General features: G+C 75.0%; 14 protein-coding genes. 8 read left to right on the forward strand and 6 right to left on the reverse strand.

What is annotated here, in order from left to right; translation table 11 throughout:
• The first annotated feature begins 164 nt into the window (after positions 1 to 164).
• The 3 genes from COO58_RS05060 (at position 165) to COO58_RS05070 (ending at position 3,492) form a co-directional block, all read left to right on the forward strand.
• Positions 165 to 1,001, forward strand: a complete 837-nt coding sequence (locus tag COO58_RS05060) for a hypothetical protein (RefSeq protein WP_141561860.1) — start codon at positions 165 to 167, stop codon at positions 999 to 1,001.
• 110 nt (positions 1,002 to 1,111) lie between these two features.
• Complete coding sequence (locus COO58_RS05065) at positions 1,112 to 2,440, forward strand: vanadium-dependent haloperoxidase (protein WP_091583613.1); 1,329 nt, start codon at positions 1,112 to 1,114, stop codon at positions 2,438 to 2,440.
• A 119-nt stretch (positions 2,441 to 2,559) separates the two neighbouring features.
• The gene (locus COO58_RS05070) at positions 2,560 to 3,492 is read left to right on the forward strand and encodes an alpha/beta fold hydrolase (RefSeq protein ID WP_091583618.1); all 933 of its coding nucleotides are present in this window, start codon (positions 2,560 to 2,562) and stop codon (positions 3,490 to 3,492) included.
• Between the two features lies 1 nt (position 3,493).
• Here the strand turns inward: COO58_RS05070 and COO58_RS05075 are convergent, their stop codons facing one another.
• Together COO58_RS05075 and COO58_RS05080 are read right to left on the reverse strand one after the other, a co-directional pair.
• The gene (locus tag COO58_RS05075; RefSeq protein WP_098744019.1) at positions 3,494 to 3,859 is read right to left on the reverse strand and encodes a hypothetical protein; all 366 of its coding nucleotides are present in this window, start codon (positions 3,857 to 3,859) and stop codon (positions 3,494 to 3,496) included.
• Positions 3,856 to 7,047, reverse strand: coding sequence for an SseB family protein (locus tag COO58_RS05080; RefSeq protein ID WP_255292527.1), 3,192 nt, complete (start codon positions 7,045 to 7,047; stop codon positions 3,856 to 3,858). Before COO58_RS05080 ends, COO58_RS05075 begins: the two co-directional genes overlap by 4 nt.
• A 152-nt stretch (positions 7,048 to 7,199) precedes the next feature.
• On the opposite strand from COO58_RS05080, the gene mycP reads away from it, so the two are divergent.
• The gene (gene mycP, locus COO58_RS05085; protein ID WP_098744020.1) at positions 7,200 to 8,405 is read left to right on the forward strand and encodes a type VII secretion-associated serine protease mycosin; all 1,206 of its coding nucleotides are present in this window, start codon (positions 7,200 to 7,202) and stop codon (positions 8,403 to 8,405) included.
• Positions 8,406 to 8,449: 44 nt separating this feature from the next.
• Here mycP and COO58_RS05090 read toward each other — a convergent pair whose 3' ends face one another.
• Entirely contained in the window at positions 8,450 to 8,743 is a 294-nt protein-coding gene (locus COO58_RS05090) for a WXG100 family type VII secretion target (protein ID WP_091583628.1), read from the reverse strand.
• Positions 8,744 to 8,763: 20 nt separating this feature from the next.
• Positions 8,764 to 9,081 carry a WXG100 family type VII secretion target gene (locus COO58_RS05095; RefSeq protein ID WP_091584343.1) on the reverse strand — a complete coding sequence of 106 codons (318 nt, stop codon included), beginning with the start codon at positions 9,079 to 9,081 and terminating at the stop codon, positions 8,764 to 8,766.
• A 243-nt stretch (positions 9,082 to 9,324) separates the two neighbouring features.
• Here COO58_RS05095 and eccE point away from each other — a divergent pair, with 243 nt between their 5' ends.
• The 4 genes from eccE to rarD all read left to right on the forward strand — a co-directional run bounded on the left by eccE (position 9,325) and on the right by rarD (position 13,064).
• The gene (gene eccE, locus COO58_RS05100; protein ID WP_098744022.1) at positions 9,325 to 11,124 is read left to right on the forward strand and encodes a type VII secretion protein EccE; all 1,800 of its coding nucleotides are present in this window, start codon (positions 9,325 to 9,327) and stop codon (positions 11,122 to 11,124) included.
• 50 nt (positions 11,125 to 11,174) lie between these two features.
• Positions 11,175 to 11,561 carry a phage holin family protein gene (locus COO58_RS05105; protein WP_091583634.1) on the forward strand — a complete coding sequence of 129 codons (387 nt, stop codon included), beginning with the start codon at positions 11,175 to 11,177 and terminating at the stop codon, positions 11,559 to 11,561.
• A 97-nt stretch (positions 11,562 to 11,658) separates the two neighbouring features.
• The gene (locus tag COO58_RS05110; RefSeq protein WP_098744024.1) at positions 11,659 to 12,147 is read left to right on the forward strand and encodes a GNAT family N-acetyltransferase; all 489 of its coding nucleotides are present in this window, start codon (positions 11,659 to 11,661) and stop codon (positions 12,145 to 12,147) included.
• Complete coding sequence (gene rarD, locus COO58_RS05115) at positions 12,144 to 13,064, forward strand: EamA family transporter RarD (RefSeq protein WP_098744025.1); 921 nt, start codon at positions 12,144 to 12,146, stop codon at positions 13,062 to 13,064. Before COO58_RS05110 ends, rarD begins: the two co-directional genes overlap by 4 nt.
• 90 nt (positions 13,065 to 13,154) lie before the next feature.
• On the opposite strand, the gene COO58_RS05120 is transcribed toward rarD, so the two are convergent.
• Both COO58_RS05120 and COO58_RS05125 read right to left on the reverse strand, forming a co-directional pair.
• The gene (locus COO58_RS05120; protein ID WP_091583646.1) at positions 13,155 to 13,844 is read right to left on the reverse strand and encodes an anti-sigma factor; all 690 of its coding nucleotides are present in this window, start codon (positions 13,842 to 13,844) and stop codon (positions 13,155 to 13,157) included.
• Positions 13,841 to 14,356, reverse strand: a complete 516-nt coding sequence (locus tag COO58_RS05125; protein ID WP_091583649.1) for a sigma-70 family RNA polymerase sigma factor — start codon at positions 14,354 to 14,356, stop codon at positions 13,841 to 13,843. The genes COO58_RS05120 and COO58_RS05125 overlap by 4 nt, the downstream gene beginning before the upstream one ends.
• Positions 14,357 to 14,578 lie beyond the last annotated feature (222 nt).

Raw genomic sequence — 14,578 nt, forward strand, 5'->3', positions numbered from 1 at the left:
TCACCGAAAGCACACCCGGCAGGTGCGGGCAAGGGCGGAACGGCCCATTGACCCGGCCGGCACAGGAAACCATGCTCGTGGATGTCTGGTTCGGGGGCCAGGCACGCCGCCGTCTCACGAGGACGTCGGCCACCGGCCCCCGTCATCCACGGGGGGTGGCGGCCATGTCCACGGAAGTGTTGTCCGACGACACCGAGAACCCATCGGGCGACCGTGGTCGCGACGCCGCGGCGGCCCGGAACGTGCCACTCCTGAACGAGCTGCGCCAGGCCATCGCCGCCAGTCAGCACGATCTGGACCGGGCCCAACGCCAGCTCACCGAGGCCGGTGCCGAGCTGGCCCGGTGGACCGACCGCGCGTCCCGGGAGGCGGGCACCACGCTCCTGGTCGACGGCGTGCCGGACGCCGGGGAGTTCCGCCAGCTCTCCGCGCGGCTGTGCGCCCGGGACACGGAGGGCTGCCGCCTCCTGCACGGGGACCCGGCCGATCGGGAACCGCACGCGCACCCCCTCCCGAGCCCCGGCGACGCCGGCCATCGCAGCGTGGTCGGCCAGGCCCGGCTGGAGGATCCCACCTACCGACAGGCGGTCGAGGAAGCGGTACGGTCGGCGCACCGGGTCCGGGTGCTGCCCCGCCTCGGCACCACCATGCAGCTCGCCGACGGGGTCGCGTTGTTCTCCCTCCAGCAGCCCGCCGGGCCGGCGGGACTGCTGATGCGCCACCCGGAGCTGGTCGCGCTGGGAACCCAGCTCTTCGAGGCGGCCTGGGCGGACGCCCTCCCACTGGGGGCGCGCCGCTCGACCGGCGACGACCGCCCGTCGGAGGTTCAGCTCCAGATCCTGCGGTTGGCGGCGGTCGGGGCGAAGGACGACACGATCGCCCGCAGCCTCGGACGCAGCACCCGGTGGGTCCGGCGCCACTTCGAGCTGCTGGAGGAACAGCTCGGGGCCACCAACCGGATGACCCTCGGCATCGCCGCCGTCCGCCGCGGCTGGATCTGATCTTGCAGCTTGCGGACGCGGGCAACTCTGCCCTGCCGCCGCGCCACCAGCACCCCGCATGATCGATAGACATCGATGGAAGTTCCATCGGTCATCGGGGAAGGATCACCTTGCGAAGGACGTCTCTGCGGCGGCTCGCCGCGCTCGCGCTCAGCGCCGTCACCCTGGTCGGAGGGCTGGTGGCCGTCCAGGCCCCGGCCGCCGCCGTACCGGCCGGATTCGACCACACGATCTACTGGAACAACGTCCTGCTCAAGACCTACCGGGCCGTGGGCGGCCCGCCCACCGTCCTGTCCCGGGCCGGCGCCATGATGCACCTCGCCATGTACGACGCCTCGGCCTCGCTGTCCAGCGGACCGACCTACCTGGCCCGGGTCGCCCCGGTCCCCAACTTCAGCTACGACGTGGACATGAACGTCGACATGGCGGCGTTCAAGGTGCTGCAGTCGGTCTTCCCCAGCCGAGACTTCACCGCCGACTACCAGGGCTCGCGGGTCTACCCCCCGGTCGGTTCCCCGGGACCCGAGGGCTGGAGCACCAGCGTCGGTGAGGGCGCGGCACAGAACATGATCAACGCCAGGGCGAACGACCGCTCGACGGTCAACACCGGCTACACCCCTGGCACCACCGCCGGGCAGTGGCGTCCCACCGAGCCGAACACCGTCGCGGCCAGCCCGAACTGGGGCCGGGTCACGCCGTTCGCACTGACCTCCGGCTCGCAGTTCCGGCCCTCGCTGCCCGGCGGCTTCACCGACATCACCAGGATGCTGACCAGCAGCGAGTACGCGGCACAGGTCAGGGACGTCCGCGAACTGGGCGCGGCCACCGGGTCGACCCGCACCACGGACCAGACCCAGGCGGCCTTCTTCTGGGCCAACGACCTGGACGGCACCTACAAGCCCCCGGGCCAGCTCTTCGCCCACACCCAGATCATCGCCAAGGCGAAGGGCACCCCGACGATCAAGCTCTTCGCGCTGGTCGCCATGGCCATGGCCGACGCGGCCATCGCCGCCTGGGACGCCAAGTACGAGACCACCATCGACCTGTGGCGCCCGGACACCGCGATCGAGGAGCCGCAGAGCGACGGCAACGCCGCGACCACGCCGAACGCCGCCTGGCAGCCGCTCTCCACGGCGGCCGACGGCTCGCACTTCTCGCCGAACTTCCCGGCGTACATCTCCGGCCACGCCACCTTCGCCGGGGCCTGGGCGGGCATCATGAAACGGTTCTACGGCACCGACGCGGTGACCTTCACCGCGACCACCGAGGACCCCAAGGCGGTCGGGGTGCAGCGCACCTTCACCTCCTTCTCCGCCGCCGCCAACGAGAACGCCCTGAGCCGGCTCTGGCTGGGCGTGCACTACCGCTGGGACGCCGACGCCGGCCTGGCCACCGGCGACGCGGTGGCGAACCGGGTGTTCGGCACCTACCTCCGTTGACCGTCGCGGGCCGGCGACGACCGTCGCCGGCCCGCCCTCCGGCGGGTTCTCCCGGAGAATCCCCTGATCCTGGGCACCTGCGGGGCCGGCGGGCGACTGCCGGCCCTAGGCTGTGCCCCATGACCGACCAGCGCGGCGGGTTCGCCGACGAGTCCTGCGTCCTGCCCGAGGGGCCGTGGACGCACCGGTTCGTCGGCGCCAACGGCAGCCGGTTCCACGTCGTCGAGGCCGGCACCGGCCCGATGGTGCTCTTCCTGCACGGCTTCCCGGAATACTGGTACGCCTGGCGCGAGATGCTCCCGGCGGTCGCCGACGCCGGCTTCCGCGCGGTCGCCGTCGACCTGCGCGGCTACGGCGCGAGCGACAAGCCACCCCGGGGGTACGACGGCTACACGCTGGCCGCCGACGTCGCCGGCCTGATCCGCGCACTCGGCGAACGGTCGGCCACCGTGGTCGGCACCGGCGCGGGCGGGCTCATCGGCTGGACCGCCGCCTCGTTCCACCCCACCCTGGTCCGGCGGCTCGTGGTGCTCGGCGCACCGCACCCGCTCCGGCTGCGGGCCGCCATCTTCGCCGACCCGCGCGGCCAGTTCACCTCGGCCACCGCCACGCTGAAGTTCCAGCTCCCCCGCTACGAGCACGTGCTGACCCGGGACGGCGCCGCCGAGGTGGAGGACATGCTGCGCCGGTGGGGCGGGCCGCGCTGGGTCGACGGACCCGACTTCGCCGACTACGCCCGCTGCTGCCGGGTGGCCATGCAGATCCCGCAGGCCGCGTTCTGCGCCATGGAGGGCTACCGCTGGGCGTTCCGCTCGGTGCTGCGGCTGCACGGCTACCGGTTCGTGAAGCTGATGCAGAAGCCACTGGTCACACCGACCCTGCAACTGCACGGCGCGTTGGACCGGGCCTCGCTGCCCCGCACCGCGCAGGGCTCGGGCCGCTACGTCACCGCCCCGTACGAGTGGCGGCTGCTCGACGACGTGGGCCACTTCCCGCACGTGGAGGCCCGCGACGTGGTGCTCGGCGAGATCCTGCGCTGGGCGAAGTCCTGACTCAGACCCGCTGCTCGCCCAGGTCGGCCACCTCGGTCGCGGGCGCCCACCCCTGGTAGACGCCGAAGTCGAACGCCTCCAACCCCATCGCCTCGGCCACCGGCCAGCGTCCACCGGTGTACTCCACACGCAGCCAGCCCTCGTGCTCGGCCAGCACGATGAACGGCTGCCCCTGCCAGGTGCAGGTGGTCCGGACGTACGCCAGGTCCTCCACCTCGGCGGCCGGCACCACCCGGACGTACCGGCCGGGGCGTACCTCGGCGAAGCCGTCGTCCGGTTCGGGCTGGTAGAGGCGGACGTCGGTCCCGTCCGGGCTGGCCTGGTACTCCCGGCCCCGCCAGCGGGCCACATACCCGTCGCGGGTCACGCCTCGTCCGCCTTCCGCCACACCAGCGCGTCCGTGTCGAGGACCGCGACCAGCCGGGCGGCGGCGTCGGCGCCGACGCGCCACAGCTCCGCCCCGTGCGGCAGCCGGGCACTGTCCACCTTGAACTCCGCCACCACGTCGGTGCTCTCCCCCGGCGCGAAGCCGTTGCCGCGGAACGGGGGCCGTTCGATCACCCAGCCCTCCATCGCCCGCATGGCGGCCTCGTTCTGCCCGCCGTACGGGATCCGGTAGAGGCTGGGCCGGTGGGCCGGCCAGCGCAGCAGGTAGACCTCCTCGTCGTCCCGGGAGAACGGCGAGCCGGGATGGCCGAGGCCGAGCGCGTCGTACAGCTCCGCCGGGGTCCGCAGGTGGGCCAGTTCACCGGCCCGGTGCACGAACCCGGACACCCGGTCGTAGCCCCGCTCCAGGTAGTAGGCGAGCTGGCTCGCCGCGATCGCCTTCTGCATGGTCACCGGCAAACTCGGGTCCGTCGGCGGCGCCGCCGGTCGGGGCTCGGCCGCCGGGGCCGGCGCGGCGGCGGAGGGCTCCGGTTCGTCGCCGAGGCCCACCTCGGCGGCCCAGTTGGCGAGCGCGAGAACCTGCTCCCCCGGGTACGCCGCACCGACCGGACTGCCCGGGTTGACCAGGAACGACCAGGCGGCGTCCGGCCACCGGCGGATGAGCTGGACGAACTTGACCCGTACGGTGTCGACCGGCCCGTCGGCGTGCTCGGCGAGCCGCTCCGGCGAGGTGTAGGCCACGACGTACGCGCCACCGCCGATCGACCGGGTGTGCCAGACGAAGCCGGGGTCGCCCGGCCGACTGCCGGGGACCGAGTCGGGCGCGACCGGCAGCAGCACCCGGGCCAGCAGCAGGGTGGTGAGGAAGCCGTCCGTGTTTCCGCTGCCGGCGGCGGAGAGCAGTTCCTCCTCCACCTCGTTCGCCGGCACGAACTCCGGCCGCCCGGCGGAGGGCGTCGTCGCACCGGCCGACGTCGGCTCGTCGACCGGCCGCTCGGAGGCGGTGGAGCGCGGCGAGCCGTCCTCCACATCGGAGCGGGCGGACCACGACACCGGAGACTCGGCCGGCACCGACGTCGACCCGGGTGTCGGCGTCCCGAGCAGCGGTGTGGTGTCCGGTTCGGCGGGGGACGGGTCGGGTGGGAACAGCGGCTCGGTCGGCGGCTCGAACAGCGAGGCCGGGGCGCCGTTCGACGACTCGGAGAGCGGTGCCGTGGACTCGAACAACGACACCGTCGGCTCGGCCGACGATGACGGCGGCTCGAACAGCGACACCGTCGGTTCACCCGATCCCGGCGACTCGAACGCCGTCGTCGACTCCGGCCCGTACGCCGTCGTGGGCTCGAACGCCGACGCGGGCTCGAACGCCGACGCGGGCTCGAACGCCGACGCGGGCTCGAACGCCGACGCGGGCTCGAACGCCGACGCGGGCTCGAACGCCGACGCGGGCTGCGCCGACGCAGTCTCGAAGGACGTCGTGGGCTGCGCCGACGCAGTCTCGAAGGACGTCGTGGGCTGCGCCGTCGTGGGCTCGAAGGCCGACGCGGTCTCGAACGCCGTCGTCGGCTCGGAAGCGGTGGACCCGAACGGGGCCGTCGACGCGAACGACGGTGAGGCTCCCGACGACGGCTCGAAGAGCGACACCGGAGGCGCGGCCGCCGGCGAGAGCGGCGTCGTCGGCTCGTCCCCGACGCCGGACCGGTCGAACGGCGACCTGCCGTCGACCGGCTCGCCCGTGCCGGTGGCGCCGAGGTGGGCGGCGAGATCGGCGGTGTCGTCGACCACCGGGTCGACGGGGAGCGGCACGGTCGGGTCCGTGGCGCCCGCCCAGGCCGCCGCCGCGTCGCCGCCCGGAACCGGGACCACGGGATCGGCGCGCGGTGGGGACCAGGCCGGCGTGGGCTCGGTCAGGTCGCGGGCCTCGATGACGGTGCCCTCGATGACGATCGGTGTGAAGTCACGCCGTGGCGTCGGCGGCGCGGACACCGGCTCGGCGACCGACGGCGGCAACTCCTCCGCCTCCGCGAGGTCGGCGACCGGGTTCTCCCCGGCCCACTGGTCCGGCGCGGGCGTGGCGGGGCCGGCATGCCGCCGGGGCAGCGTGCCGGTGGCGTCCTCGGCCGGGCGGGCCGGCCGGAACGGCCGGGTCGGGTCGTCCGGACGCGATGCCGGGGGTGGCTGGTCCGCCCCGATCGGGAAGGCGCGGGTCGGATCCTCCCGCACCGGCTCGTTCAGCGGGCGGCGGCGGGGAAACGGCTGGCCACCGGCGAACCGGGAGGGCGGCGTCGCCCGTTCGGCGGACCGGCGGGGCGCGTCCAACGGCGAGGGCCGCCGGCTGGAGCGCCCGGAGGAGGGTTCGAAGAAGGAGCGGGCCGGGGGCGGCGCGGGAGCCGGGGGCGGATCGTCCACCGACGCGTCCCGTCCGGCGGCGAAGGGGTCCGGCTCGTCCGGCCGTCGACGCAGGTCCGTGAGCCAACCGTCGAGGGCGTCGGAGCCGGGCTCGTCGCCCGAGGCGGGCCGGCCCGCCTCGGGCGCCTCCGGCGTTCTCCGGCGGGGCGGCACGGTGGGTACGCGCCGACCGAGGACCGGCACGGTCCGCATCGGCACGGTGGAGGGCTCCTCGGCCTCCGCCACCCGGCCAGCGCGGGTCGGCGGAACCGGGGGCGGCGGCGCGGGAGCGGCCGGCACCCGGGGGAGCGGCGCCTCCCGTGCGGTCTCCGGAACCCCGTTGCGGGCGGCCCGGGCCGCGCTCTCCACCCGGTCCAGGCGGGCTCGGGCGCCCATGGTCCGCCCGGGCAGCCGGACGTCTCCCCGGGCGAGCTGCGCGACATACCAGGCGGGCAGGTAGCCCTCGATCGGCAGCCCCGGATCGACCGCCAACCACCACTCCTGATTGGGCCAGCCGGCGGCCAGGTCGGGGTATGCCACGACGCGCGTCGCCCCGGCGTTCTCACCCAGACTGGCCCGTAGCGCGGCGACGGAGGTGAAGGCCAACACGTGGGTGCGGCCCCCGGAGGTCCAGGTGCCCCACCCGGCGGTCGAGCCGCCGGCGACCGGCAGCACCAGATCGACGCGGGTCAGCACGCGGAAGTACTGCTGCTGGTCCTGCGCGCGCAGCGCGTCCCGCATCGCCACCTCGGCCTCGGTGGCCGGCTCCCATCCGGTCACGGCCACCTCTCCTTCCGCGAACAGGCCACAGGCATCGCCTACAACCTACAAGGTGGTAACAAGATCACAATGCCTGGCCATCGACGGTCGGCCGTGACCTCGGCGAGGCGCTAACATCCCGTTCCGGAGTCGACACGTTACGGAGGTCGTCGATGTCCCGGCCCCTCGTCCGCCCGGCCCTGGCCGCCCTGGCGACCCTCCTCGTCGCCGGCCTGCCGGCCACTCCGGCGGCGGCCCGCGCCCCGTCCGGATGCGCGGCGCCGCCCGCGCCCGCCCGGCCGGTGGCCGAGCAACCGTGGCCCCAGCAACGGTACGCGCCGGACCGGCTCGCCCCGCTCGCGACCGGCGCCGGCGTGGTGGTCGCGGTGGTCGACTCCGGGGTCGACCGGTCGCATCCGCAACTCACCGGCCGGGTGCTCGACGGCGCCGACTTCCTCGACCCGGGGGGCGACGGCACCCGGGACTGCGCCGGGCACGGCACCGGCGTGGCGAGCATCATCGCCGCCGCGCCGCGCCCCGGGGTCGCCTTCCGCGGGCTCGCGCCGGACGCGCGCGTCCTCCCGGTACGGGTGAGCGAGCAGCAGGTGGTCGAGGGGCGGGAGTCGGGGCGTACGGTCGACGCGGCCGACTTCGCCCGGGCGATCCGGTGGGCGGTGGACCACGACGCCGACGTGCTCAACCTGTCGGTCGTGCTGTACGCGGACGACCCGGCCGTCCGGGCCGCGATCGCCTACGCGGTGCGGCGGGACGTGGTGGTGGTGGCCGCCGCCGGCAACCTGCACGACAGCGGCGACCCCCGACCGTACCCGGCGGCGTACGACGGGGTGCTCGGCGTGGGCGCGATCGGTCGCGACGGCGCACGCGCGGCCTTCTCCCAGACCGGCCCCTACGTCGACCTGGTCGCCCCGGGCAGCGAGGTGCTGATGGCGGCGCCCCGGCAGGGCCACCACCGGGCGGAGGGGACCAGCTATGCCACGCCCTTCGTGTCCGGCACCGCGGCGTTGCTGCGGCAGTATCGCCCCGGCTTGAGCGCGGCCGGGGTGGCAGGGCGGATCGTGGCCGGCACCGATCCGGCGCCGGGGCGGGGCGAGGGCTACGGCGCCGGGGTGCTCAACCCGTACCGCGCGGTGACCGAGTCGCCCGGCGAGGCATCCGCCCGCCCTCGTGCCGGCGTGGCGTTGCCGGCCGAGCGGCCGGATCCGGCCGCGCTCGACCGCCGGTCCCGTCGCGCCACGGCCCGGGACCGGGCACTGCTGGTGGCCGGCGTGACCGGCGGGGCGGCGGCGCTGGTGGCGCTGCTGGCGGTGGTGCTGCCCCGGGGGGCGCGGCGGCGTTGGAACCCGGCCGGCCCGGCCTGATCACCGGACGCGGCCCGGGACCGCACCCGGGCCGCGCCCGGGGCTCACTGGAACAGGTTGGCGTTGCGCTTCTCGGTGTCGAGGTAGTCGGCCGCGGAGTCCTCCACGGCGAGCTTGATGTCACGCAGCATCGCCTGCAGGTCCTGCGAGGCGGCCCGCCACCGGGCCTGCCGCTGCTCGTACGCCTCCCGCGCCGCGCCGTTCCAGCTCGACACCAACGGCGCCGCGTCCCGTTCGAGCTGCCCGAGCTGGCTCTCCAGAGTGGTCAGCGCCCGTTGGATGTCCGCGCCGGCCTGTTGCAGGGCGGCGAAGTTGACGACCAGCACACCGTGCTCCATGGGTTCGATCCTTCCGGTGGTCAGAGCGGCAGCTGGATGCCGCGGTTGGTGCCCGCCACCCGGCCGGCGGCCTCGGTGTCGGAGACGTCGTAGTGCCGGCCCGCGGTGCGGATCGCCGTGGCGGTCTCGCGCAAGGCCCGCTGCAGGGTCGCCTGGTCCTGCGCCCACTGCTGCTTGACCTGCTCGAACGAGCGCCCGCCGGCGCCCCGCCAGGCCTGCTGCAGCACCTCCAGCTCGGCCATCAGGCCGCTCAACATGGTCTGCAGCGACTGGTCGACCTGCTCGAACCTCCCGGCGGTCTGCTGCATCACCGCGGCTTCTGCCTGGGTCTGGGACATCCCGGACGTCACCTCGTCTCCTCGGTCGTGGTCGGTCACCGTGTGACCACCGTGGACTCGCCGGTGCGCGCCCGCCGTCCCCGGAGGGGGAAGAGGGACGGCGGGGCGCACGAACGACGATTTCGTCGCTGACGGTAGCCGTCTCACTTCAGTTCTGCTACCCCCCGGGCCTCCCCTGTGGACAACGCTCCCACTACGATGAGCCACGGCGGCGTCACAGGGCGGACCGGGCGGGGAGGTACGGTGACCGCGAGCACGACCGAGCGACCCGCGCCGGGCGCTCCTCCTCAGTGGACCCGGGTGAGCGCACCCGTGGTGCGCGCCGGTCAGGTCGTGACGACCCAGGTCGCGGCGGCCGTGCTGGTGGCCGCGATCGGGCGCGGCGTGGTGGTGACCGCCGTCGCGCTGCTCCTGGCCACGCTGCTGCTGCCCGCCGCCTGGGTCCGGGTCCGGGGCCGCTGGCTGCACGAGTGGCTCCGCGTCGGCGCCGCCCACCTGAGCCGTCGGCGTGCGCTGCCGCCGGCCGCCGATCCGGCGGCGCTGCTCGACCTGGTCGCTCCCGGCACGGTGGTGCAGGCCGCGGAACCGGCCGGCGGGCCCGCCGCCGTGCTGCACGACGCGGCCGGGCTGACCGCGCTGCTGGAACTCGGCGATCCGGACGATCTGCTCGGCGACCGCCCGGAGGCACTGCCGTCCCCGTTCGACCTGCTTCCCCCGACGGGTCCGGAGAGTCCGCCGGTCCGGCTGCAACTGGTCCTCTCGGCGTCGCCCGCACCGACGCCCGCCGTCGCGGCCGGTCCGGCCGGCACGTCCTACCGGCAGCTCACCGACGGCCGGACCGCCGGGCGGACCCGGGTCGTGCTGGCGATCCGGGTGCTCCGGGCCGACGGTTGGTCGGACGACGAGTTGCTGCGGGCGCTCGCCGGCACCGTCCGACGCACGGCCCGCCGGCTCGGCCCGCTCGGTGGACATCCCCTCGGGGCGCCGGCGGCGCTGCGGGTGATCGCCGAGATGGCCCACCACGAGGCCGGCGCACCGGTCCGGGAGACGTGGCCGCTGCTCACCGTGGGCGGGCTGCCGCAGGCCACCTGGCGGTTGCGCCGGTGGCCCGATCCACGCGGCGAGGCCGCCCGGGGCCTGCTGTCCCGGTTGCTGGCCACTCCGGGCACCGCCACCACCATCGCGCTCTGCGTCGGCCCGCACACCGGCTCCGCACCGACGCCGGCCGGGTTGACCGTGCGGGTCGCCACCGACGACGCGTCGGCGTTGACGCTGGCCGAGCGGGCGCTGCGCCGGGTGGCCGGCGACGCGGGCGCGGAGTTGCGGCGACTGGACGGCGAGCACCTGGCCGGGCTGGCCGCGACCCTGCCACTGGCGGTCGGCGGTGCCGGCGCGCCCGCGACCGGTTCGCCGCCGACGGGTCTGGACCTGCCGGTCGGCGGGTGCGGGCTGGTGGTGGGCGCGAACCGGCGCGGCGGCCCGCTCACCGTACGTCTGTTCCGGCCCACGACGACCCGGATGGTGCTGGTCGGCGGGGTGCCCGCCGCACAGTTGCTGGCGCTGCGGGCGCTGGCCCTCGGCGCCCGGGTGGCGGTGCAGACCGCGCGGCCGCGCGCCTGGGAGGGGTTCGTGCGCGGGCTCGGGGCGCCGGCCGGCGGGGTGCCGCTGCTCCCGCCGGGGCGGCCGGCCGGCGGCGCGCCCGGGTCGCCGCTGCGCCCGCTGCTGCTGGTGGTCGACGCCGGCCCGGTGCCGCCGGAGGTCGGCCCGGCGGCGGCCTGGCAGTCCGTGCTCGTGGTCCGCGACGAGCTGACCCCGGCGGACGCCCCGACGCTGGCCCGTGCCGACCTCGCCGTCCTGCAACCCCTCGACCCGGCCGAGGCCGCCCTGGCCGGCACCGCGCTCGGCCTCGGCGGCTCCGCCGACTGGCTCACCCGGATCCGCGACGACATGGTGGCGGTGGTCAACCGGCGGGCACTGCGCTGGGCGCTGCTCTCACCGACGCCGGTCGAGTCGCAACTGGTCGGTCGTCCGACCCGCCGCTGAGCCGGTCGCACGGGTTCCGCCCGGGGAACGGGCGTGGCACGATCCCCGCCATGGATTTCCTGAAGGGTCTACTGATCCGGGTCGCGACGACGGCGGTGGCCTTCTGGCTCGCCACGTTGCTGATCCCGGGCATCACGCTCGACTCCGATTCGGCCACCGAGACGGTGACCACGCTGGTCCTCGTCGCGGTGATCTTCGGGGTGGTCAACGCGGTGCTCCAGCCGATCATCAAGACCGTGGGTTGCGGTTTCTACCTGCTCACCCTCGGCCTGATCGCGCTGGTGGTGAACGGGCTGCTCTTCCTGCTCACGAGCTGGATCGCCGGTGAGGCCGGGCTGCCCTTCCACGTGGACGGGTTCTGGCCGGCGGCGGTGCTGGGCGCGCTCTTCGTCGGCATCGTCACCTGGATCCTCGGCGCCGTCCTCGACCGCGACTGAGGCCCGGCGAGCCCGGCCGGCGCCCACGGCGCCGGCCGGGCCAGCGAGCGGGAATTGGCTGGCGAGCGACCCGGGCGGCGGTACTAACGTCGGCCGGGTGTTCACAGTGACCCGCGCCGACGGCTACCAGCTCAGCACCGACCCGGACCGGCTCGACCTGGACCGGGTGCACGCCTGGCTCGCCACGGACGCCTACTGGGCGCTCGGGCGGGAGCGGGAGACGGTCGTCCGCGCGTTCGCCGGTTCGATCGGCTTCGGCGTCTACCGGCCCGGTGACGGCCGGCAGGTCGCGGTCGCCCGGGTGGTGACCGACCGGGCCACCTTCGCCTGGCTCTGCGACGTCTACGTGGACCGGGCCGAACGCGGTCGCGGGCTGGGCACGTGGCTGGCCGGCGGCGTCCGCGACCACCTGGCCGAGCTGGGCGTACGCCGCATCGTGCTGGCCACGCTGGACGCGCACGGGGTATACGGGAAGATCGGCTTCGGGCCGATCGCGGCGGACCGGTACATGGAGCTGGACCAGCGGGTGACGCCGGTCACCGGAAAGGATCAGGGACCCGATTCGCCACTTACGGTGGACGGGTGAACCAGCTCCGCCTCGGTTATCTGTACGGCGTCGGCGCGTACCTGCTCTGGGGTTTCTTCCCGATCTACCTGAAGCTGCTCCGACCGGCCGGGCCGGTGGAGATCCTGGCGCACCGGATCGTCTGGTCGGTGGCGTTCGTGGCGCTGCTGCTGGCCGCGATGCGCCACGCCGGCTTCCTGCGCACGCTGGCCCGGCGACCGCGCGCGTTGGCCGGCATCGCGCTCGCGGCCGCGTTGATCGCGGTCAACTGGGGCACCTACATCTATGGCGTGAACTCCGACCGGGTGGTGGAGACCGCGCTCGGCTACTTCATCAACCCGCTGGTGTCGGTGCTGTTCGGCGTGGTCGCGCTGCGGGAGCGGCTGCGCCCCGGGCAGTGGGCGGCGTTGGGCGTCGGCGCGCTCGCCGTGGCGGTCCTCACCGTCGACTACGGCCGGCTGCCCTGGCTGGCGCTCACGCTCGCGTTCAGCTTCGCCGGCTACGGCCTGGTCAAGAAGCGGCTCGGGTTGCCCGCGGTGGAGGGGCTCTTCGTCGAGTCGGCGGTGCTGGCGCTGCCGGCCCTGGCGTACCTGGCGTGGTTGTCGGGCCGGGGCGACTCGACGTTCGGGCATGTCTCGGCCGGGCACACCGCGCTGCTGGTGCTGGCCGGCGCCGCCACCGCGATTCCGCTGCTGCTCTTCGCCGGCGCGGCGAACCGGCTGCCGCTGTCCACCGTCGGCATGCTGCAGTACCTGGCCCCGATCCTCCAGCTCGGCTGCGGCGTGCTGATCTTCCACGAGCCGATGCCCCCGGCCCGGCTCGCCGGCTTCGCCCTGGTCTGGCTGGCCCTCCTGCTCTTCACCGCCGACGCCCTCCGGAACACCCGCCGCACCCGCCCCACCCCCCAACCCACCCCCGCCCCCACCCCCCTGCGTTGATCTTGCACTTCCGGCCCGGACGAAAGGGGCGATGCGCCCGAAACGATGGCCCAAAGTGCAAGATCGCCGCAGTGGGGGCGGGGGGGCGGGTCAGCGGAGGTCGTAGGCGAGGACGGGGGTTTCGGTGCCTCGTTGCAGCTCCAGGCGGACCAGTTCCCCCTTGGTGAACCGGGTGACGCCGGAGAAGCGCAGGTCGTCACCGGGGGCGGCCAGCCAGGAGCCGATCTGCTCCGTCGCGCCGTCCGGGCCGTGCGCCACCAGCCGGAACGTGTACGCCTCGCGGTGCCCGGCCCGCCGGTCGTAGCCGCAGTGCATGGTGACCTCGGTGCCCCAGGGCGTCTCGGTCAGCCCCACCTCGGCGTGCACCGGCGCGGTCCCGGCCACCGGTCGCATGGCGGTCAGCGCCACCTGCCGGGTGGCCGGCTCGGCCGGCGGCCGGACCAGCGTCACGCCCACACCCGCGAGCACCGCCAGCACCGCGGCGGCGAGCGCGGTCGCCGCGTACCGCCGGCGGGAGCGGGACCGCTCGCGGCGCCGCCGCTCCCGCGCGGCGTCGAGCAGCGCGGGCACCCGGTTGGTCTCCGGTCCGACCTCCAGGAACTGCTCCAGCCCGGCCGGGTCGAGCCGGCCCAGCAGGCCGGGCAGCACGGCGATCTCGGCGACCGCCTCCCGGCACGCGGCGCAGCCGGCCAGGTGCCGTTCGTAGGCGGCGCGCTCGGCCGGGGCGAGGGCGCCCAGCACGTACGCCCCGTCGTCGTGCGCGAACTCGCAGCGGGTCATCCGGTCACCCCCATCTCGGCCAGCACCAACCGTAGTGAGCGCAGCGCATAGTGGGTGCGCGACTTCACCGTGCCCGGCGGCACGCCCAGCCGGGCGGCCGCCTCCGCCACCGACCGCCCCTGGTAGAAGCACTCGACCAGCACCTCGCGGTGGGTCGGGCTCAGCCGGTTGAGCGCCTCGGCCACCGTCCACGCCTCCACCGCGCGCTCCGTCTCGTCGACCGTCTCGGCGGTTTCGGGCAGCTCGTCGGTGTAGACCTCGCCGACCCGGGCCGAGCGGCGACGCCACGCGTCGATGGCCAGGTTCCGGGCCGTGGTGAAGAGCCAGGCGCGGACCGAACCCCGCCGCGGATCCAGCGACTCCGGGTGCCGCCAGGCCCGCAGCAGCGTCTCCTGCACCAGATCCTCGGCGCGCGGCCGATCGCCGTTGACCAGTCGCAGGGCGTGCGCGAACAGCGCGTCGGCATGCTCGTCGTGCAGCGCGCGCAGCAGCTGAGCGTCGTGGTCACTGATGGCGGTACCTCGCTTCCGGCGGCGGGGAGACCGACGATGCGTCCGCCCGTGGCGGGCGGTGCGTTCGTCCTTCCATACGTGCCGTGACGCCGAACGGTTCAGCCGCAGGTCAGGCCGGAGCTGTTCACGTCCGGTTCACATTCGGGCCGACACCCGCTCACCGCGCCCTGGCACCGTCCGGCAGGTACGCGCGCGGGCCGATCGCCCGTGTGCGCCTTCCGA

This window comes from Micromonospora sp. WMMA1996, from assembly GCF_002573675.1.
Classification (GTDB): domain Bacteria; phylum Actinomycetota; class Actinomycetes; order Mycobacteriales; family Micromonosporaceae; genus Micromonospora; species Micromonospora sediminicola.

Coding starts and splice junctions, on each gene's coding strand:
- COO58_RS05060 (WP_141561860.1), top strand. CDS start 165: ATGTCCACGGAAGTGTTGTCCGACGACACCGAGAACCCATCGGGCGAC.
- COO58_RS05070 (WP_091583618.1), top strand. CDS start 2,560: ATGACCGACCAGCGCGGCGGGTTCGCCGACGAGTCCTGCGTCCTGCCC.
- mycP (WP_098744020.1), top strand. CDS start 7,200: ATGTCCCGGCCCCTCGTCCGCCCGGCCCTGGCCGCCCTGGCGACCCTC.
- COO58_RS05090 (WP_091583628.1), bottom strand. CDS start 8,743: ATGGAGCACGGTGTGCTGGTCGTCAACTTCGCCGCCCTGCAACAGGCC.
- COO58_RS05095 (WP_091584343.1), bottom strand. CDS start 9,081: ATGTCCCAGACCCAGGCAGAAGCCGCGGTGATGCAGCAGACCGCCGGG.
- COO58_RS05105 (WP_091583634.1), top strand. CDS start 11,175: ATGGATTTCCTGAAGGGTCTACTGATCCGGGTCGCGACGACGGCGGTG.
- COO58_RS05120 (WP_091583646.1), bottom strand. CDS start 13,844: ATGACCCGCTGCGAGTTCGCGCACGACGACGGGGCGTACGTGCTGGGC.